Origin of the sequence: Marinobacterium lutimaris, assembly GCF_900108065.1 — a bacterium.
Taxonomy (GTDB): Bacteria; Pseudomonadota; Gammaproteobacteria; order Pseudomonadales; family Balneatricaceae; genus Marinobacterium_D; species Marinobacterium_D lutimaris.
The window spans coordinates 2,176,004-2,195,234 of sequence record NZ_FNVQ01000001.1; the positions used below are offsets into that span (position 1 = coordinate 2,176,004).

Annotated in this window: 17 protein-coding genes; 13 read left to right on the forward strand and 4 right to left on the reverse strand. The window is 58.4% G+C overall.

The features are described 5' to 3' along the window. Positions 1-101 precede the first annotated feature (101 nt). The 3 genes from C4S72_RS10135 to C4S72_RS10145 all read left to right on the forward strand — a co-directional run bounded on the left by C4S72_RS10135 (position 102) and on the right by C4S72_RS10145 (position 3,847). Positions 102-2,252, forward strand: coding sequence for a NosR/NirI family protein (locus C4S72_RS10135; RefSeq protein ID WP_104002884.1), 2,151 nt, complete (start codon positions 102-104; stop codon positions 2,250-2,252). 175 nt (positions 2,253-2,427) lie between these two features. Next, positions 2,428-2,736 carry an ArsR/SmtB family transcription factor gene (locus C4S72_RS10140; protein WP_104002885.1) on the forward strand — a complete coding sequence of 103 codons (309 nt, stop codon included), beginning with the start codon at positions 2,428-2,430 and terminating at the stop codon, positions 2,734-2,736. A gap of 58 nt (positions 2,737-2,794) precedes the next feature. After that, the gene (locus tag C4S72_RS10145; protein ID WP_104002886.1) at positions 2,795-3,847 is read left to right on the forward strand and encodes an alkene reductase; all 1,053 of its coding nucleotides are present in this window, start codon (positions 2,795-2,797) and stop codon (positions 3,845-3,847) included. 22 nt (positions 3,848-3,869) lie between these two features. Here the strand turns inward: C4S72_RS10145 and C4S72_RS10150 are convergent, their stop codons facing one another. The 4 genes from C4S72_RS10150 to C4S72_RS10165 form a co-directional block, all read right to left on the reverse strand. Then, on the reverse strand, positions 3,870-4,910 hold the full coding sequence (locus tag C4S72_RS10150; RefSeq protein ID WP_104002887.1) for a M14 family metallopeptidase: 1,041 nt from the start codon (positions 4,908-4,910) through the stop codon (positions 3,870-3,872). Between the two features lie 68 nt (positions 4,911-4,978). Continuing rightward, a complete protein-coding gene (locus C4S72_RS10155) occupies positions 4,979-6,466 on the reverse strand; it encodes a glutamate--cysteine ligase (protein ID WP_104002888.1) in 1,488 nt (495 codons plus the stop codon). 244 nt (positions 6,467-6,710) lie between these two features. Continuing rightward, positions 6,711-8,000 (reverse strand): M18 family aminopeptidase, encoded by a 1,290-nt coding sequence (locus C4S72_RS10160; RefSeq protein WP_104002889.1) that lies wholly within the window; start codon positions 7,998-8,000, stop codon positions 6,711-6,713. 1 nt (position 8,001) lies between these two features. Then, complete coding sequence (locus C4S72_RS10165) at positions 8,002-8,544, reverse strand: FKBP-type peptidyl-prolyl cis-trans isomerase (protein WP_104002890.1); 543 nt, start codon at positions 8,542-8,544, stop codon at positions 8,002-8,004. A 140-nt stretch (positions 8,545-8,684) separates the two neighbouring features. Between C4S72_RS10165 and C4S72_RS10170 the strand changes: the two genes are divergently transcribed. The 10 genes from C4S72_RS10170 to C4S72_RS10215 all read left to right on the forward strand — a co-directional run bounded on the left by C4S72_RS10170 (position 8,685) and on the right by C4S72_RS10215 (position 19,228). Further along, positions 8,685-10,784 (forward strand): carboxy terminal-processing peptidase, encoded by a 2,100-nt coding sequence (locus tag C4S72_RS10170; RefSeq protein WP_104002891.1) that lies wholly within the window; start codon positions 8,685-8,687, stop codon positions 10,782-10,784. Beyond that, positions 10,781-11,575 (forward strand): hypothetical protein, encoded by a 795-nt coding sequence (locus tag C4S72_RS10175; RefSeq protein WP_104002892.1) that lies wholly within the window; start codon positions 10,781-10,783, stop codon positions 11,573-11,575. Before C4S72_RS10170 ends, C4S72_RS10175 begins: the two co-directional genes overlap by 4 nt. A gap of 223 nt (positions 11,576-11,798) precedes the next feature. After that, positions 11,799-13,481, forward strand: a complete 1,683-nt coding sequence (gene rpsA, locus C4S72_RS10180; protein ID WP_104002893.1) for a 30S ribosomal protein S1 — start codon at positions 11,799-11,801, stop codon at positions 13,479-13,481. Between the two features lie 125 nt (positions 13,482-13,606). Continuing rightward, a complete protein-coding gene (locus C4S72_RS10185) occupies positions 13,607-14,185 on the forward strand; it encodes a hypothetical protein (protein WP_104002894.1) in 579 nt (192 codons plus the stop codon). A gap of 28 nt (positions 14,186-14,213) precedes the next feature. Continuing rightward, positions 14,214-15,278, forward strand: coding sequence for a rhomboid family intramembrane serine protease (locus tag C4S72_RS10190; protein WP_104002895.1), 1,065 nt, complete (start codon positions 14,214-14,216; stop codon positions 15,276-15,278). A gap of 221 nt (positions 15,279-15,499) precedes the next feature. After that, positions 15,500-15,922 (forward strand): type IV pilin protein, encoded by a 423-nt coding sequence (locus tag C4S72_RS10195; RefSeq protein ID WP_104002896.1) that lies wholly within the window; start codon positions 15,500-15,502, stop codon positions 15,920-15,922. Beyond that, positions 15,919-16,383 carry a GspH/FimT family pseudopilin gene (locus C4S72_RS10200; protein WP_160115490.1) on the forward strand — a complete coding sequence of 155 codons (465 nt, stop codon included), beginning with the start codon at positions 15,919-15,921 and terminating at the stop codon, positions 16,381-16,383. The genes C4S72_RS10195 and C4S72_RS10200 overlap by 4 nt, the downstream gene beginning before the upstream one ends. Beyond that, positions 16,373-16,795: a type IV pilus modification PilV family protein gene (locus C4S72_RS10205; RefSeq protein ID WP_160115491.1), complete on the forward strand. Its 423-nt coding sequence runs from the start codon at positions 16,373-16,375 to the stop codon at positions 16,793-16,795. The genes C4S72_RS10200 and C4S72_RS10205 overlap by 11 nt, the downstream gene beginning before the upstream one ends. Before the next feature lie 4 nt (positions 16,796-16,799). Then, positions 16,800-17,354 carry a PilW family protein gene (locus C4S72_RS10210; protein ID WP_160115492.1) on the forward strand — a complete coding sequence of 185 codons (555 nt, stop codon included), beginning with the start codon at positions 16,800-16,802 and terminating at the stop codon, positions 17,352-17,354. 44 nt (positions 17,355-17,398) lie between these two features. Then, positions 17,399-19,228: a pilus assembly PilX family protein gene (locus C4S72_RS10215; RefSeq protein WP_160115493.1), complete on the forward strand. Its 1,830-nt coding sequence runs from the start codon at positions 17,399-17,401 to the stop codon at positions 19,226-19,228. Positions 19,229-19,231 lie beyond the last annotated feature (3 nt).

Genomic DNA, 19,231 nt, shown 5'->3' on the forward strand with positions numbered 1-19,231 from the left:
CTTCCTTTGACCCTTAGCCACACCGATGTTGATCTGCCACGCTTTCCCGATTAGCGAATCAGATATGTAAGCCGGATAACAACAATAATAGAGGGACGAAGATGCAAAGCTGGCGGATGCAAAGCTGGGTGATGCCAAGCTGGGTGCCTCGCATATGCCTGGCCATGCTGCTCTGGCTGCCACTGCTGGGAAGCCAGGCCCGTGCCGATGCTCTTCAAACGCAGGCGCTGGAAAACAACCTGCCACCACTGATTCAGGAGCTTTTTCCCGAGGCCACGGAAATCGGTGAAAAGCAGACCAGCCCCAAGGTATGGCCGGTTTACCAGGTAACCGAACTGATCGGCTACGCCTTTCTATCCGGCGATTACATCGAACTACCCGGCTTTTCCGGTGCGCCCTATCAGCTGCTGATCGGCATCGACCGTGACGGGATCTATCGCGGCGTTAAGGTACTTGAGCATCACGAACCGATCTTCCTACATGGCCTCGGCCCAGAGCCGATGCACCGCTTTACCGAGCAGTATCAGGGCCTGGATCTGCGCCAGCCGATCAAGATCACCAGCGCCTCGGTGCGTAGCAAAGGCGCCGGCAGCAATGTCTATATCGACGGCATCACCAAGGCCACGGCCTCGGCCATAGTGCTGAATGAAACCGTTATGATCTCCGCCATTCAGGCCGCCCAGGGCACAGGGCTGATTCCGCATCGCAACCCGCCCGCCAGGGTTCGCACCGAGCTGCAGGAAGATACCGACTGGCAAAGCCTGTTGGCCAACCAGATGGCGGGCCAGATCCGCTTGAGCGATGCGGAGGTCAAAAAGGCTTTCGGTTCCTCTGACTCTTCCATCTCAGGCAATGATGACGGCGAGAGCAACTTCGCCAACCTCTACTTTGTTTATCTGAATACACCGACTACCGGGCGCTACCTGCTGGGCGATGCCCATTATGAGCGGCTGATGCAGGAGAAACTGGAACCGGGCGATCACGCCATTGCGGTCATCAACCGCGGGCCCTACTCGATCATGGGCGAGGAGTTCGTGCGCGGCACCGCGCCGGACCGCCTGGCACTGGAGCAGAACGGTATTCAGATCGAACTGCGGGATATGGACTTCTATAACTTCGTCGACCCTCAGTTGCCCGCTGACCTGCCGCAGTTTGAAGAGATGCGCCTGTTCAGCATACATAGCGGAGCCGGCTTCGATCCGGCCTCCCCCTGGGTATTGAGGCTGGTGGTCAGCCAGCAGCAGGGTTATCTGCGCCCCGATGAGGTTCGCAGCTTCAGCAGCCGTTATCAGATGCCGGAACGCTTCTTCGAAACTGTTGAAGTTCAAGCCACCGAAACACGGCCGCTATGGATGCAGATCTGGCAGCAGCGCGCCGGTCTGATTGCAGGCCTGCTGGCCGGTTTGACGCTACTGACCGCGATTATTCTCTGGCACCGCAAGGTCACCGGGAACGCCCGTCTGTTCCGCGTTATTCGCTGGGGATACCTGCTCTACACGCTGATCTTTATCGGTTACATCACCCAGGGTCAGCTCTCGATCACTAACGTCTTCACCATTTTGCAGGTGGTTACCGGCTCAGCCGACAGTTCGATTCTGTTGATCGACCCGGTGATCTTTATCCTCTGGTGCTACGTAATTTTGACGCTGGTGCTCTGGGGGCGCGGATATTTCTGCGGCTGGCTCTGTCCCTTCGGTGTACTCCAGGAGATGGCCGCCGCCCTCGCCACAAAACTGAAGATCAAACAGAAGAAGATCCCCTGGTCCGTGCACCAGAAACTCTGGGGGCTGAAATACCTGATTCTGGCCGGGCTGGTGGGCGTCAGCTTCTACTCACTGAGCGCCGCCGAACGCGGCGCCGAGATCGAGCCGTTCAAGACGGCTATCACCCTGGGTTTTGTGCGCGAGTGGCCCTTTGTGATCTACGCGATTGTGCTGCTGGTTGCCGGCCTGTTCGTACATAAATTCTTCTGCCGCTACCTCTGCCCACTGGGCGCCTTCTTCGCCGTGATGGGTCACTTCCACCTGTTGCGTTGGCTGCCAAGACGCAGCGAGTGCGGCAGCCCCTGCCAGCTCTGCAGCCACCGCTGCGGTATCCGCGCCATCGAGCCTTCGGGCAAGATCAACTACCGAGAATGTATCCAGTGTTATGACTGCGAGGTGATCTACCGGGATGACCATCAATGCGTGCCGCTGATCAACGAACGCCGCGGCAGAAAGCGACCATCCGGCGTAATCGCGAAAGCTTCCTGAAGTTGGCCGGTTTATCATTCTGTTACTTTGCGGATCATCGCCGCTCGCTGTACCTTTAGCCTGCTCAGCAGAGACTGCGCCGGCTTCAGCCCTGGCTGCTATTAAAAAAAATCATGTTCCATAACTTGTGTATCGGGTTTTTACGATATACATTTCGATAAAAAGCGATATAGATATGACCGACTCGTCCGAAATCGATGCCATTATCAAGGCACTGGCTCACCCGGTTCGCCGGCAAATACTGGCCTGGCTCAAGGAGCCCGAAGAGTGGTTCGCGGAGCAGGCCCATCCGCTGGATTACGGTGTCTGTGCCGGCATGATCGATAAACGGACCGGCCTGTCGCAGTCCACTACCTCCGCTCACCTGTCCACACTACAGAAAGCGGGCCTGGTGGAAACTCAGCGCATCGGTCAGTGGATCTATTACAAACGAAACGAAGCCAATATCCAGGCATTTCTGGAGGCGATCGGGGAAAGTCTTTAAGTGACTTTCTACGCCTCCTGAACTGTTAAGCGTTAAACCCAAGGAGGCAATCCTCGCAATGAGCACACTTCACCAACCTCTGACAGCCGGCGCACTGGAACTGCGCAACCGTATCATCATGGCGCCACTGACTCGCTGCCGCGCCGATGCCGGCCGGGTTCCGGGCGAACTGATGCTGGAATACTACCGCCAGCGCGCTGGCGCCGGCCTGATCATCAGTGAAGCCACTTCGGTAACGCCTCAGGGCGTGGGTTACCCGGATACTCCGGGAATCTGGAGCGATGAGCAGGTCGCCGGCTGGCGTAAGATCACCGATGCGGTTCACGCCGAAGGTGGCAAGATCGTGCTGCAGCTCTGGCACGTGGGCCGTATCTCTGACCCGATCTACCTGGACGGAGAACTGCCGGTGGCACCCAGCGCTATTCAGCCGGCGGGCCATGTCAGCCTGGTACGTCCGCAGAAAGGCTATGAGACGCCGCGCGCACTGGAGACCGACGAGATCCCCGGCATTGTCGAGGCTTACCGTCAGGGTGCCGCCAATGCCAAGGCAGCAGGTTTTGATGGTGTAGAGATCCACGGCGCCAACGGCTACCTGCTGGAACAGTTCCTGCTCGATGGCACCAACAAGCGTACCGATGCCTACGGCGGCTCTTTGGAGAATCGCGCCCGTCTGCTGCTGGAAGTGACTGACGCGGCGATCGATGTCTGGGGAGCAGATCGTGTCGGTGTACATCTGTCTCCGCGCGCCGATGCCCACGACATGTCCGACTCGGATCGCAAGACCACCTACTCTTACGTGGCCAGCGAGCTTGGCAAGCGCAACATCGCGTTTATCTGCGCCCGTGAAAAAGCCGGTGAAGACAGCCTGGGCCCTGAACTGAAAAAGCTGTTTGGCGGCGTTTACATCGCCAACGAAGGCTTCGGTTTTGACAGCGCCAACGCCTGGATCGACGCCGGCAATGCGGATGCTGTCGCGTTCGGTGTACCCTACATCGCCAACCCGGACCTGGAAACACGCTTTGCCCAGGGTGCCGAGCTGAACACGCCGGATCCGAGCACTTTCTACGCCTCTTCACCGGAAGGCTATACCAGCTACCCGGCGCTGGCCTGAGCCTGAGCCTGAGCGGACAAAGTCAGCTATCCAGCCGGCTGTGTCCCGCTTCAGGTGCCGCATAGAACAGGCAGTCGCTCAGCGCGATATCCTGGCGGTGGGTCACCATGAACAACCTCAGCGGCTGAGCGGTCAGCAGCCGCTGATCATCCACTCTGAACCACTCATCAAAGCGGTCTATGCCGTTGCCGTTACGGGCGCTGAATCGCTGTCGGCTGTTAGGCCCGACCCAGCCGATAAAGGTACCTTCTGGCGCCGTACCGAAGTTGAATCTCTCCAGATCCGGCGGCACCGTCAGGTCCATCCCGGCCACCGGGCGGGTATCAAACGCCAGGGTCGCACCACTCTCCAGCTCCAACCTAACCGGGCTGTGATAGAGCTCCATCCGTTGCCCACTTTCCAGCCGTAGCACCTGATCACGCTCGGCGTAACGTACCAGTCCTTCATAAGCGACCCGGTCGGCACGGGCATCTCCCGCTCCGCCGCATTCGATGGTCACTATGGGCCGCTGCGGCGTGCTCAGCTCCATCAGCGCGCCGAGTCGCAGGTCAGTGACCACCAGGTGATGGGTAAACAGGCAGACCAGCGCCTCATGCAGGCTATCTTCACGGGAGACCACCCCGAACGCGGGGCCCGCACCGGATGTGTTATGAATATCGATCACGCATTCCGGCTGATACTGATCCAGCAGCTGCATCATCCGCTGCGCTACCTGCCCCGGCAGATCATCAAAAGGCGCCAGGAAACAGCGGTTCATATCGCGCAAGCCCGGCAGATGCCGATAAAGAAACAGGCGCTCATGCAGCGCTGTTTCGACCGACACAACAAAGCAGAGCAGATCCACCGCCGGCACCTGGCCGCTACGCAGATACTGGTGCAGCGCATGGGTACCAGACGGCTCGTTACCGTGCAGCAGGGTCGCCACCGCTCGGCAGCGGCTGCGGTCCCGCCCCGGTACCTGTATCAGGGAGGTGCCGCCGAGACGCTGCAGAAAATCGTCGACGTTCTCACCCCAAACACAGCGGGGTGAGGCTTCCAGTATGCGGATCGGATCGTTACTCATATTCCCTCTTTCCCGACCATCTTTCCGGACCATTTTTGCAGCCAAGGGACTCGTCAGGCTGAGCCGGCTCAGTCAATATCCTTCCAGCGCGCAACCGGCAGGTTGGCCCGGCTGTTCTCCATGTAACACTGCATCAGCCGCGACATGGCGATATGACGCTTGTTCGATCGGTGTAAGCGCTCGAACTGGCGCAGCTGCCAGGCGGCGCCGTTGACTCCAGCCTTCAGGCGCTCTTCTATAAGTCCGAGGTAATAATCACTGTCCGCAGTGTCTATACCTATACCGCTCAACCCCTGGGCGGCTAGCGGCAACAGCTTAAGCGCCAGTTCACGCGGGGTTGTCTCGTCAAAGCCGCCACCCTTCTCTCGCGGCCAGAGCAGCTCCGCTTGCATACCCTGCTGAGCGGCACGGTAAAAGTTATAGACCAGGGTCTGATAGGGCATGGCCGCGGTGTAGCGCTCCATTTCCGGCGCCAGACCTTCCGCCAGCCCCAGCAGAAAAGCGGCATTCGCCATCATATCGCAAGCGCTAGGTCCCGCCGGCAATGCCCGCAGCTCGATACGCAGGTGCCCCTTTCCTGACGAGTCGTAGATTGCGCGGTTCCAGGGCCAGACCGTGCCCTGGTGCAGCTGGAGCTGGTAGAGCTCAGGCACCTCTCCGGCATCGAACACCGCCTGCGGGTTTTCCTTGCTGCAGATTGGCAATAGTGGCGGGTGCAGGTAAACATTCTCGGCGAAAAGCTCATGAATCCCCTCGCGCACCCAACCGTTGCCCAGATCCACACGCGATGGCAGGTGAGCATCGCGCAGATCGCGGGTATACCCGTCGATGGCGTGCTTGAACAGCGGTATCCGTGTTTCGTGCCAGAGCCTGCGCCCCAGCATGAAAGGCGAATTACAGGCGATCCCCAGCGCTATCGGCGTGGCCAGTTGGATCGCGTTAAAAATACGCGCATAGGCCTTGGGTTCCACCCGATAATGCAGCTGCAGCGAGGTGTTCGCGCCCTCCAGCGTCAGATCGCGGGAGCGCAGTTCCACCGGTTCCGCGCCGTTAATTTTCACCGAGAACAGCTTTCCGCGAAGCTCCGCCAGGCGCTGTGTCAGACAGTGGTAGCGTTTCAGATCGGTCATATGACGCGGGCCAAAATCGCGCCGCTTCAACGTGGGCAAAATTCCGACCGGGATAACATGGGCATTGAACTCCGTTGCCGCCTGGTTCAGCCGTAGCAGCGCATCGCTGATCTGCGCCTCCATGGTGGAGAACGGCTGACCTTTAATGCGGGTAGGTGCCAGGTTGTATTCCAGGTTGTAGCGGTTCAGCTCCAGGGTCACCAGCGGGTCATCCAGGGCCTTCTGGATCTCCGCATTGGCATCCACCGGACGCCCCTGGTCGTTGACGATATAAAGCTCAAGCTCCGCGCCGAAGGTGCGTGCGCCCAGGCCAAACCTGGGTCGCGCCAGAACCTGGGCCAGTACATCAAGATCGGTCAGCAGACGTTTCTGGAAGCGCTGCAGTGAGCGGTCGGAGTAGCTGGCATTGCTGATCGCCTGTCCCATACGCGCCTCAGCTTAATCGTAATAAACAGGTCAGGAATCGCTGCCAGGATACGGCGGCGCTGTGCAGGAGAAATCGCCGGTATTGCTGCTCGTTTTGCATAACAGGCCCCTGAAGGTTTTAACTTCAGAATGGCACATCACAGCGAGTTCTCAACTCAACCGCCAGCCAGGCTGACCGGCATCAGGAATTGCCCCGGAAAGGGAAAACAGCAGAGGACGGCGGGCAGAACGCCCGCCGCTGGGATCAGATTTTTGCGCGTTCGTAGAACGGGGTCAGCACCCGGCTGAGCGCCTCAGCATCGCGGCTGCCGCAGAGTTCACGGATGGAGTGCATGGCAAACTGAGGCACGCCGATATCCAGCGTCGGCACTCCCAGTTCCGCCGCCGTGATCGGGCCGATGGTGCTGCCGCATGCCATATCGGAGCGCACCACGAAGCTCTGCACCGGCACGCCCTGCTTTTCCGCCAGATCGCGGAATACCGCGCTGGTTTCGCTGTTGCTGGCGTAACGCTGGTTGGCGTTCATCTTGATCACCGGCCCCTTATTCAGCAGCGGCCCATGGTTTTCATCATGCTTGTCGCTGAAGTTGGGGTGCACGCCGTGAGCGTTGTCCGCCGAAATCAGCATGGAAACCGACAGCGCGCGGTTACGCTTCTCGGCATCCGGCATCACCCGCTCCAGCCACTGTTTCAGCATCGGCCCCTGGGCTCCGGATGCGCTGAGGCTGCCAACCTCTTCGTGGTCATTGCAGACCAGCACCTGACCGACACCCGGCTTGGCATCAATCAGCGCCTTGAGGCCGATAAAGCAGCTGAGCAGGTTATCCAGCCGCGCAGAGGCGATAAAGTCCCCCTCCAGGCCCACTTCGGCAGCACCCTGGGTATCGTAGAAGCAGAGTTCGTAATCGAGCACCCTGGCTACGCCGGTTTCGCCATCCGCTTTGAGACGCTCGGCCAGCAACTGGCGGAAATCCGGCTTCTCATCGGTCTGGCTCAGCAGCGCCGGCAGATAGGTCTGGGCGTTGATGGCGCGACTGGAGTTGGCTTCGCGGTCCAGGTGAATCGCCAGACTCGGCACGGTCGCTACCGGACGTTCGAAGTCGATCAGCGAGCTGTGCAGCTCACCGGCCTCGTCACGCCAGCTGACACGCCCCGCCAATGACAGGTCGCGGTCGAACCAGGGGTTCAGCAATACGCCGCCGTACACTTCAACGCCGAGCTGGAAATATCCCTTACGGACCAGCTCCGGCTGCGGTTTAACCTTCAGGCAGGGTGAATCGGTATGGGCTCCGACCAGACGCCAGCCGCTCTTTTCCGGCTCGCTGCCCTGGGGCTGACGCCAGGCGATGATCGATGAACCGTTACGGCAGATAAAGTAGCCGGCGCCCGGCTGCAACGACCAGCTTTCGTTCTCGACCAGTGGCGTAAAGCCCGCAGCCGTCAGCCTCTCCTGTATGGAACGCACGGCGTGCCAGGGGGTTGGCGATGCATCGAGAAATGTAATCAGTTCAGCGTTGAATGGGGTGCTCGCCATATCACTCTCCTGTTGCAGACTTCTGGACTTCGAGCAGCTCGACCTTGAAGATCAGCGCCGAGTTGGCCGGTATCGCCGGTGAAGGGCTGCGTGCGCCGTAGGCCAGATCAGCCGGCAGATAGAGCATCCGCTCGCCGCCGGGTTTCATATCCATCAAGCCCTCGGTCCAGCCGCGGATCACCTGATTCAGCGGAAAACGCGCCGGTTCACCACGCTTGTAGGAGCTGTCGAATACCTCACCGTCGATATTAGTGCCCTCGTAGTGCACTACAACCACGTCCTGCGGACCAGGGCTTGCGCCTTCGCCTTCACGCAACACTTTGTATTGCAAACCGGAGGGTTTCACCTGAACACCGGGCTTGCTGGCGTTTTCTTCGAGAAACGCATCGCCCGCGCGGCGGGTGTCATCATTCAGCGCCTTGTCCACCAGTTCCTGGCGGAAACGCTCCTCTTCCGGATCATCACCACAGCCGTTCAGCGTCAAAACAGCCGCACCAAGGCACAAAATCGCACCACTTCGCAGCCAACGCCTGGAATATCTCATTGCAAGCCCCATAACAGGTACAAAATACTGATTTTACATTACTTACATGCCTGACTACACTCGAAAGTCCGGCCAGCGGAACTCGGAACTAACGGAACGGGTCCGAGTTATAAACGAACGATCTGGAGCCCTCCTTCCCGATGAAGAAACATTTCAAGGCCCTCACACTTGTTCCGGCGCTAGTTGGCGCCCTGGTGATCAGCCTGCCGGCCCAGGCGCGTTTAAGTCCTGAACCTATTCACAACCAGACACTTACCGAAGTCGTCGACACCCTGCAGCAGGGGCACTACAACAAGGTAGCCATCGATGATGCGCTCTCCAGCAAGCTGCTGGACCGCTACCTGGAGCGCCTGGATCCTGGCCGCAGTTACTTCTACGCCGCCGATATCGCCGAGTTCGAACCGCTGCGTAATCAGCTGGATGACCAGTTATTGGCCGGTGATCTCTCTGCCGCCTACAACATCTTCAACCGCTTCGAAAAACGCCAGCTCGAACGCCTGGATTACGTCATCCAGCGGCTGGAGAATGACTCTGTCGACTACGACTTCAGCGTGGATGAGTCGATCGATCTGTCCCGTGAAGAGGCTCCCTGGATCGAGTCCGAAGCCAACATGGACGATCTCTGGCGTCGTCGCGTCAAAAACGCCCTGCTCAGCCTCAAGCTCGCCGATAAAACCATCGAAGAGGCTCGTGAGGTGCTGCTCAAGCGCTACCGTACGCAGAAGCAGCGCGCCGAACAGGCCAAGAGCGAAGACGTATTCCAGACCTACGTAAATTCTCTCACTGCGGAGCTCGACCCGCACACGCAGTACTTCTCCCCGGTCACCGCCGAAAGCTTCAAGATCAATATGAGCCTGTCGCTGGAAGGCATAGGCGCGGTGCTCTCCAGCGAAGATGAGATGACCAAGATCGTCAAGCTGGTGCCGGCCGGCCCTGCCGAAAAAAGCGGCCAGCTCAAGGCTGCCGACAAAATTGTCGGCGTTGCCCAGGGCGAGGATGGCGAGTTCGAGGACATCATCGGCTGGCGTCTCGATGACGTCGTGCAGCTGATCCGCGGCCCCAAGGATACCGTGGTACGGCTCCAGGTGATCCCGTCCGATGCCGTTAACCAGACCACGCGCAAAACCGTGCGCCTGGTACGCTCCAAGGTCAAACTGGAAGAGCAGGCGGCCAAGAGCCGGGTGCTGGAGGTTGAGCATGGCGGTGAAACCCATCGCCTTGGCGTCATCACCATCCCGACCTTCTACATCGACTTTGCCGCCCTGCAGAGCGGCGACCCCAACTACAAAAGCACCACCCGCGATGTGCACAAGCTGATCGACGAGCTCAAGCAGCAGCAGGTCGAAGGCCTGGTGATCGATCTGCGCAACAACGGCGGCGGCTCTCTGCGCGAGGCCAACGAGCTGGTTGGCCTGTTTATCAGCCGCGGCCCCACCGTACAGATCCGCGATCCGGAAGACCGCATCGATATCCTCGGTGACTTCGATCCGGATGTAGCCTGGAATGGCCCGATGACCGTGCTGATCAACCGTCTTAGCGCGTCCGCTTCAGAGATCTTCGCCGGTGCGATTCAGGATTATAACCGCGGCCTGATCGTCGGTAGCCGCAGCTTCGGCAAGGGCACCGTACAGGTGGTCGAACCGATCGATCACGGCCAGATCAAGCTGACCCACTCCAAGTTCTACCGCATCTCCGGTGAGAGCACCCAGGACAAGGGCGTGGTGCCGGATATCGCTCTGCCGACCCTATACGACGAAGACGAAATCGGCGAAAGCGCTCTGGACTCCGCCCTGCCCTGGGACAAGGTACGCCCGGTGCGCTACGGCCACTTCCCGTCGTTCGACAACATGCTGCCCGAGCTGGAGAAACGCCACCAGCAGCGCACCGCCGAAGACCCGGACTTCAATTTCATGGAGGAGCAGATCGCCCACCTGAAAGAGAAGAAGGCCAGCACCCGCGTCACTCTCAACGAAGAGAAGCTGAAGCAGGAGCGCGACAGCACAGAAAGCTGGCTGCTCAACGCCGAAAACCGCCGCCGCAGCGCCAAGGGTGAACCACCGGTGGAAAGCCTCACCGCTCTGGATGAAGAACTGCCCAAGGACGACGATGGAATGCCGATCAACCAGGAAGCGGAAGCGATCCTCAAGGAAGGCGCCGCGATTACTCTGGATATGATCGATCTGTCCGAACGTCTGGCAACCGCACAACAGACTCCGCCCCTGCTCAAGAGGGCTGAATGAAGTTCAATGCAACAAAGCTCTCTCTGATCATCGCGGTTCCCCTGATTGTCGCTTCGCTGGGGGCCGCGGTGTATTTCTTCTGGGATTCGATGCAGGCCAGCCAGGAAGCCAACGAAGAGATACTGCACAAGTTCGGTTTTCAGATCGTGCCGAACAGTCCCTACACCGAAACCACTGGTGAACTGGGCGCCAAACAGGTGCCGGCGACCTTTGCCGAGGATGACCTGTCTCCGGTGGAAAAAGTGATCCGGGGTCTGCTCTTCGACAAGGAACAGCTGATCGAGGAAAACGCCCAGCTGCAAAGCCAGATCGATGAACTCCATGCGCGGATCGACAAGCTGGAGCAGTACAAGACCAGCAACGAGCAGTTCGCTCCGGAGAATCTGGCCCAGGAGATGATCCGCACCCGGGCGGAACTGCGCGACAAACTGCGCGCCCTTCCGGAAGCCCAGCGCTTCACCGATTTCTGGATCAACATGATGACCGACGCCTCGATGTACGAGTATCGTCAGTTCATCAACGCCAACCGGCTCATGCTTGATGAAGCTCACCGCGAGCAGATGGTTGGCAAGGACCTGGTCGACTACGGCTTCTGCATTGGCAACGCGGTAGAACTGGCGGCCAACTCAGTCGATGAAGCCCAAAGCGTCGCACGCTGGCTGAAAGATCCTCAGAGCACCAAGCTGGCCAATGCCCTGCGCGAGGACCTTAAGGTCGTCATTCCACCCTGCCGCGCGCCCCTGCGTGCAAAGCTGGACACCTATCTGGCGGGTAACCTGGGCACCCCCTGAAGATGCCCCCGCCGGATAATTTTTCATGGAACGCCGCTGTTAATCGCCGGATCACCTCTGTATAATTTTGCAACTTTAATCATTCTCCCCTCGCCTACGTCAGCGCGGCGCGGGGCGGGATGACTATCGATAACCGACCCTGTATAGCTGACGATACAGGCTGGCAAGCTGTCTAAGGCGTTCATTCCAACCCCGCCGAAGCAGCGCAATATAGGACATTTTCATGAGCGAAAGCTTTGCTGAACTGTTTGAAGAATCCCTCCAGAACGTACAGATGACTCCGGGCACCCTGGTCATGGGTGAAGTTGTCGACATCGACAGCGACTGGGTTACCGTGAACGCTGGCCTCAAGTCTGAAGCCGTTATCCCCCGTTCACAGTTCATCAACGATGCCAACGAACTCGAAATCTCTATCGGCGACACCGTTAAGGTAGCGCTGGAAGCGGTTGAAGATGGCTTCGGTGAAACCCGTCTGTCCCGTGAGAAGGCTAAGCGTGCTGAAGCTTGGGAAGTTCTTCAGACCAAGTTCGAAGCCGAAGAAACTGTCAAAGGTTATATCTCTGGCAAGGTCAAAGGCGGCTTCACTGTCAGCATCAACAACATCCAGGGCTTCCTGCCGGGCTCTCTGGTTGATGTTCGTCCGATCCGTGATATCGATCACCTGGAAGGCAAAGAGCTGGAATTCAAGCTGATCAAGCTGGATCCCAAGCGCAACAACATCGTTGTTTCCCGCCGTGCCGTTCTCCAGGAAGCTAACAGCGCTCAGCGCGAAGAGCTGCTGGCCACTCTGGAAGAGGGTCAGATCGCCAAGGGTTACGTTAAGAACCTCACCAACTACGGTGCGTTCATCGACCTGGGCGGCGTTGACGGCCTGCTGCACATCACTGACATGGCTTGGAAGCGCATCTCTCACCCGAGCGAAATGCTCACTCCGGGCGACGAGATCACTGTCAAGATCATCAAGTTCGACAAAGACAGCGGTCGTATCTCCCTGGGTCTCAAGCAGCTGTCTGCTGATCCGTGGGATGACATCAAAGCTCGCTACCCGGCTGGCTCCAAGTGCGCTGCACGTGTTACCAACCTGACCGACTACGGCTGCTTCGCTTCTATCGAAGACGGCGTTGAAGGCCTGGTACACGTTTCCGAAATGTCCTGGACCAACAAGAACATCCACCCGTCCAAGATCGTCAACATCGGCGACGAAGTGGAAGTGATGATCCTGGACGTCGACGAAGAGCGTCGTCGTATCTCCCTGGGTATCAAGCAGTGCACTGCTAACCCGTGGGTATCCTTCTCCGAGCAGTTCGCTGCCGGCGACCGTGTCAGCGGCACTATCAAGACCATCACCGATTTCGGTATCTTCGTTGGTCTGGATAACGACCTGGACGGCCTGGTACACATGTCCGACATCTCTTGGGATGCGGATCCGGAAACCGCTCTGCGCCAGTTCAAGAAAGGCGAAGAAGTCGACGCAGTTATCCTGTCTATCGACGCAGAGAAAGAGCGCATTTCCCTGGGTATCAAGCAGCTCGCTACCGATCCGTTCAGCGAGTACCTGGCAGCTAACCCGAAAGGCTCCATCGTTACCGCTCCGGTTAAGAGCGTTGACGCCAAGGGCGCTGTAATCGATCTGGCAGAAGGCATCGAAGGCTACCTGAAAGTCTCCGAGATCTCTGCTGAGCGTATCGAAGATGCCAGCACTGCTCTGTCTGTAGGCGAAATGGTTGAAGCTAAGATCACCGGTGTTGACCGTCGCAACCGCGCGATCAACCTGTCTGTTCGTGCTAAAGACCAGGCTGACGAGAAAGAAGCTCTGAACGCTGTTCGCAACCAGGAAGTTGAAACTGCTGGTCCGACCACCATCGGTGACCTGATCAAGCAGCAGATCGCTAACCAGAAAGACTGATAGCATCTGACCTCCTAAAATGGCCCGCCTAGCGGGCCATTTTTGTTTCTACACCTCCCCTTTTCCCAACTCCGCCATACAGTTACCATTCCCCGCTTCAAAACACCGCTAAAGGAATATTATTCATGGAAGATATGGATCACGACAGCTCCAACCGGAGGCTGCGCAACAAGCTGGACAACTCTGAACTGGTCAAAACCGGCTTCTGGGTCGGCCAGGTTTTCATGCTGATCGCCACCGTGCTTGGCGTCTATCTTGCCTCCCAGGAAGGTCTGTCCCAGGCGATCCGCTTCAGCGAGATCGACGATATGCAGAACAACTATTACCTGCAGCGCTCGCTTTATGATGAAGTCAGCGACAATGTCGAAGGCGTACGCAACTACGTCAAAACCATCGAAGAGAACAAGCCGTTCGACCTGACCAAATTCCATCCCGAACTGCAGACCTATATCTGGGACACCATGCGTTATTCCCAGAACACCCTGCAGACCCCTTCCCGCTTTCTTTCCGAAATCAGGCGCTTCTATGCCGAGGTGGAGGATCTGGTCCGCAAAGGGGAAGAGCGCACCTACGGACGCTCCTTTTTCATGCCCAAGCTGATTGAGGCAGCAGATCGGATGGAACAGGAAACACTCGCGGCGCTGGAGCAGAACCTGGAGAACCTGAAAGCCGAACTGGCTAAAAATGACGTCGATATAGACTAACGCAACGACGCTGCCGAAAGGATCCCGGATGAAATACTGCCCCTATTGCCGTCACCAGGCACTACGCGAAACCACCTATCAGGGCCAGGAGATCGATGTCTGTCCGCGTTGCGCAGGGCTCTGGTTTGAGGCTGGCGAATTCGACGCCATTCTCGACCTCGAAAAGGACAGCTCCATCGAGCTGAAGCGACGCGACGCTCACGCTAAAACCGATCTCCCCTGCCCCGACTGCGGCAGCGCCATGCACCGCCATCATCTGATGCAAGGTTACCGCATAGAGATAGAATGCTGCCCTCACGGACACGGCAGCTGGATAGAGCGTGCCGAACTGGCAGAAGCCAAGGCCGCCAAGGCGCTGAACACCCCTCTGGAAACATTGAACGCAGGCATTAACTGGCGCACCTGGCTGTTCCAGTTTGTCACACAGATGCCGGTGGAATACAACATCACTCCGCACAACCGCCCTTGGGTAACCTGGTCGCTGCTGCTGTTGAATACGCTGATCTTTGCCGCCATGATGTTCGTACCCCAGATCGAGGAAGCGATGTTCTATTGGGCAATGATTCCTAACGACATCAGCCATGGCAGCCATCTGGGAACGCTGATCAGCAGCCAGTTTCTACACGGCAGCTGGCTTCACCTGCTCAGCAACATGTACTTTCTCTGGCTGACGGGTGACAACCTGGAGGACGCACTCGGGCATGTTCGCTTCCTGCTGATCTACCTGCTGTGCGGCACCTTCGCCGCCCTGGCGCAGGCGATGACCGATCCTTCATCCACTATCCCGGTGATCGGCGCTTCCGGGGCGATAGCAGGTCTCTTTGGCCTTTACCTGTTCTGGTTCCGCAAGGCCAGCCTGACGCTGATGATTTTCGTCTTTCAGAAGAAGGTCGCCCCCTGGGTGTTTTTCCTGATCTGGCTGGGCCTCAATCTGATCGGCATGATCAGCGGCGATCAAGGCGTCGCCTACATGGCGCATATCGGCGGCCTGGTTGCAGGCCTAACGCTGGGCGCATTGCTGCATCAGTGGGTATTGAAACACTACCCGATGCTGCAACTCCTGGGCAGCGACAAGGTCCGGGTGAAGCGCTAGCCCCATAGAAACAGTAAAACCTTTGCCGGATAACGCTCCGGCAAAGGTTAATCCTCTAAATAAGCGTTACTTGATATAAATAACTTTCATCTCTCTTCAATCAAATACCCCTGATCCGATCTGGAATATTGTCGACCAAGTGATACACTTGCGTTCACTTTTTAACCAAGACGTACCTTCGGCAGTTTTTCCTTTCCAGCGCATCGAACATCCAGAAATCAATGAAAGAGCTTCGCAAGCACCGTTCTTCAAACCGTCTGCCCACCGATAAAGGCTTCACTCTGATTGAGTTGATGATCGTTGTGGCGGTCATCGGCATTATTGCGGCCATCGCCTACCCCAGCTACATGGAGCATGTGCGTCGCAGCCACAGAGTCGACACCCAGGGCCAGCTGCTTGACGGCGCCCAGACACTGGAACGCCAGTACACGCTGAAACGGGCCTATGACTGCAGCCTGCACGGCCTGAGCAACACGGAGCGTTACACCTTTTCATGCGCGGTGAACGGCGTCGCTAACGGCAGCGGCCAGAGCTTCACACTGCAAGCCACCCCTCGCGGCGATCAGACCAAGGACCACTGCGGCACACTCAGCATTAACCAGCGCACGGAAACCAGCGCCGCTGAGGGAGATTGCTGGCAGTGAAACAGCACTTTCACCGCGGCTTCAGCCTGATTGAGCTGATGATTACGCTGCTGATTCTCGCCATTCTCAGCCTGGTCGTTGTGCCCGGTTTTCAGTCACTGATCTCGCATAACAGATTGACCTCAACCACCAACCAGCTGCTGGGCAGCCTGCAACTGGCCCGTAGCGAAGCGATCCAGAGCGGTGACGATATTAAGGTCAGCGCCATAGATAACGACTGGAACCAGGGCTGGACACTGCAGACCACCGCGAGCGGAGCAGCGCCGCTCAGGGTCTATGACGACCTGCCCGGTGATATCAGGATCAGCACCGTAAAGGGCTCCGCCAGCCTTACTTACAGCGCCATAGGGGCAACCGGCAGCAGTGAGTGCTTTACCCTCGCCAACAGTGCCGGCGAGCGCTCCGTTGAGGTCATATCCAGCGGTCTTGCCGCTGCTTCGGAGGTCAGCTGTGCGCCCTGAGACTCTGAACCGCGAACGCGGCGTAACCCTGATCGAAGTTCTGATCACCCTGGTGGTGATCTCCATAGGACTGCTGGCCATGGCGATGATGATGATCAAGGCCACCCAGTACTCCCAGGCCAGTTTCGATCGCTCAGCCACTGTCATTCAGGCCAGCGACCTGGTGGAGCGACTCTGGGCCGGCGCCTGCGAGCTGCCCGCCAACGGCAACCTGATCGTCGATGGCTGGAAAACCGACAACAGCATCGTCATCCCTGCCGGCTGGGACGGCACCCTGGTGAACATCACCGAGAGCGACAACCTGTTTGAAGTCGAGATCCATATTCCACTGGTCAACAAGAATGAAGCGGGCGGTGAGCAGCTTGAAGAGATCACCCAATCCGCTTTCATTCCCAACGTGTGTGGTAACTAGGCCGATGCAGAGCAAGATCGCTAGTCGCGAACATGGTTTTACGCTGATTGAACTGATGATCGCCATGCTGCTGGGTCTGGTTATCCTCGGCGGCGTGCTGACGATCTACAGTTCGATCAGCCATACCAATGTGATCAAGACCCGCTTCGACAGCGCCCAGGAGTCTATCCGCTACAGCCACTACGTCATCACCCGCCTGGTGCATAACGCCAACAGCTTCGCTGGCAGCAGCAGCTCCAGCCTGGTGATCGGATACCCGGGCGATATCACACAGGTAGATGACTGCCAAGGCAGTTCCCTTGGCCCGAGCAGCCAGACCCGGTTCGACGCCGAGAACGGCCGCCTGCGCTGCGATGACGAGGATATCGCCCTGAGTATTAAAAATGCCGAGTTTGAATATGGCGTCATCGACGACAGCACCGGTCAATGGAAGCAAACCAGCCTGGCTAACGCCAGCAGCGTCAAAGTGATACTGACCGTTCAGCCCCACGCTGACTTTGCAGAACGCAAGCTGAGCTTTATTGCCACCATGAGAAACCCAATTCTGGAGAAGGGCTGAAACAGATGCCTGCAACCAACGCCGCTCGTAAAAATAGGCCAACCATGCGCACACCCAACCGCGAAGGGGGCGCCGTGCTGATCGTTGCACTGGTGCTAATGGTCGCCGCGACACTGCTTGCACTGAGCCAGATGAAGAGCTCACTGCTGCAGGAGCGCATGACCTCCAACCAGTACGCCAAGGAAACCGCGCGACTGGCAGCGGAACAGGGCGCTGCGCGGGCGATGGAGTGGATCAACGGCATCGAGGATGAAACCGAGTGGAATGAGTGGGTCGACGATCCCGCAAACCACCCGATCTGGCACGCCAACCCGAAGGCCGCAGAAGTCGCCCAGGGCAAGGGCTTGGGCAAGGGCCTCTATAAAGGCATCCCCGCTGCCAACGGAGCACCCTTCCTGGCGGGCAACGCGCTGTTCTGGATAGATCCCGACGAGATCAATACGGATTCATCCGATCCCGGCTTCGCGCGCATCAAGGTGCACGGCGCGGTGAAAGACCCGGATACCGACGATCAGCTTGCCTACTCTAGCCTCGTTCTCAGGGCCAGAACCCCGAGCGGTGGCAACAACGCCGTACCGCCCTTTGCCAGCGGCCTAGTCGGCTGCGAAGGCGTCAATATGGTGGGCAGCGGCCAGATAGACAGCTTCGACTCCCGCATCGGCGGCTACGGTGATCTGTTCTATGATGATGCCGGCACCGAACAAAACAACAGTCTGCGCAGCAACGTGACTCTGCAGACCTTCAGCGAAAATGCCAGCGCCAACTTCGCAGGTCACGCCCCACTCTATGGCGACCTGAGCTTTACCGGCCAGAACCTGACCATGTCAGGGTCTACGCCGATCTACGGCGATGTCTATGCCGAAGGCGATGTAGAGATGAACGGCTCCATCACCGGCACACTCAATGCTGGCGGTAACGTCACCCTGGGCAGCGCCTCTTCCTCCAATCAGATAAATGCCGGCGGCAACGTCAGCGTAGAATCAACCGGCTCGCCGCCCAGCGCGATATCGGCCGCGGGGGAAGTGAGCTGGCCGGACTGGTGGCAGTATGATGACGCCAAGAACGCCCTGACCGCGAACTATAAAGGCAACGACGGCATCCAGGTACCCGCCGTCTATGACAGCTCACAAAGCTGCGACCAGCTCGGCGTTCGCGATGCAGACGGCAATACCGGCAACATGTTTGAATCGGCGCGCAACGGCTCAACTCCGCTTGCCGATGCCATGCCCGATACCGACGCCAAGCCCCCGAAAGGCCCCGACTACCAGCTGAAGAAACAGGGTAGTGACTACTCACTGAACGGCCCCGGCGGCGACGAAAGCATTCTGAACCTGGGCAGCGACGGTGAAGCCTCCACCCTGTCTGTAGATGCCGGCCTGACCACCTCTGGCAACCTGTCTGGCATCACCATTCATGGCGATGTCACCATCGTCGTCAGCGGTGACTTCAACCTGGGGTCGAACACCCAACTGAACGTCAGCCCTGGCGCCACCCTGACCCTGCTGGTTGAGGGCAAAACCACCCTGTCGGCGGGTACAAACCTCACCACCAGCGACTTCACCCGAACCAACACCGAGGGCGAGGCCTCCGCTGCGGTGCAGATCTACAGCGCGTACCAGAGCAGCGGCAATAACGATGTGGGCGTTAGCATTTCTGGCGCAAACTCCAGCAGCCTGGCGATTTACTCACCCTATGCGACCGCCAGAATCACCGGCTCAGGTGCCCTCTACGGAGCGATCCGCAGCAGATACCTGGATATTCGCGGCAGCGGTGATATCCATTACGACGAAGCCCTGGGCACCCTCACCCAACCGGGCAGCAGCGGCGGCACTCCAACCGCCGGGGCGATTTCAGGCTGGTTCGAAGTGCAGTAAGAA

Coding starts and splice junctions, on each gene's coding strand:
- C4S72_RS10160 (WP_104002889.1), bottom strand. CDS start 8,000: ATGGCGAGCACCCCATTCAACGCTGAACTGATTACATTTCTCGATGCA.
- C4S72_RS10215 (WP_160115493.1), top strand. CDS start 17,399: ATGCGCACACCCAACCGCGAAGGGGGCGCCGTGCTGATCGTTGCACTG.
- C4S72_RS10210 (WP_160115492.1), top strand. CDS start 16,800: ATGCAGAGCAAGATCGCTAGTCGCGAACATGGTTTTACGCTGATTGAA.
- C4S72_RS10140 (WP_104002885.1), top strand. CDS start 2,428: ATGACCGACTCGTCCGAAATCGATGCCATTATCAAGGCACTGGCTCAC.
- C4S72_RS10135 (WP_104002884.1), top strand. CDS start 102: ATGCAAAGCTGGCGGATGCAAAGCTGGGTGATGCCAAGCTGGGTGCCT.
- C4S72_RS10170 (WP_104002891.1), top strand. CDS start 8,685: ATGAAGAAACATTTCAAGGCCCTCACACTTGTTCCGGCGCTAGTTGGC.
- rpsA (WP_104002893.1), top strand. CDS start 11,799: ATGAGCGAAAGCTTTGCTGAACTGTTTGAAGAATCCCTCCAGAACGTA.
- C4S72_RS10190 (WP_104002895.1), top strand. CDS start 14,214: ATGAAATACTGCCCCTATTGCCGTCACCAGGCACTACGCGAAACCACC.
- C4S72_RS10175 (WP_104002892.1), top strand. CDS start 10,781: ATGAAGTTCAATGCAACAAAGCTCTCTCTGATCATCGCGGTTCCCCTG.
- C4S72_RS10145 (WP_104002886.1), top strand. CDS start 2,795: ATGAGCACACTTCACCAACCTCTGACAGCCGGCGCACTGGAACTGCGC.
- C4S72_RS10195 (WP_104002896.1), top strand. CDS start 15,500: ATGAAAGAGCTTCGCAAGCACCGTTCTTCAAACCGTCTGCCCACCGAT.
- C4S72_RS10155 (WP_104002888.1), bottom strand. CDS start 6,466: ATGGGACAGGCGATCAGCAATGCCAGCTACTCCGACCGCTCACTGCAG.
- C4S72_RS10150 (WP_104002887.1), bottom strand. CDS start 4,910: ATGAGTAACGATCCGATCCGCATACTGGAAGCCTCACCCCGCTGTGTT.
- C4S72_RS10165 (WP_104002890.1), bottom strand. CDS start 8,544: ATGAGATATTCCAGGCGTTGGCTGCGAAGTGGTGCGATTTTGTGCCTT.
- C4S72_RS10185 (WP_104002894.1), top strand. CDS start 13,607: ATGGAAGATATGGATCACGACAGCTCCAACCGGAGGCTGCGCAACAAG.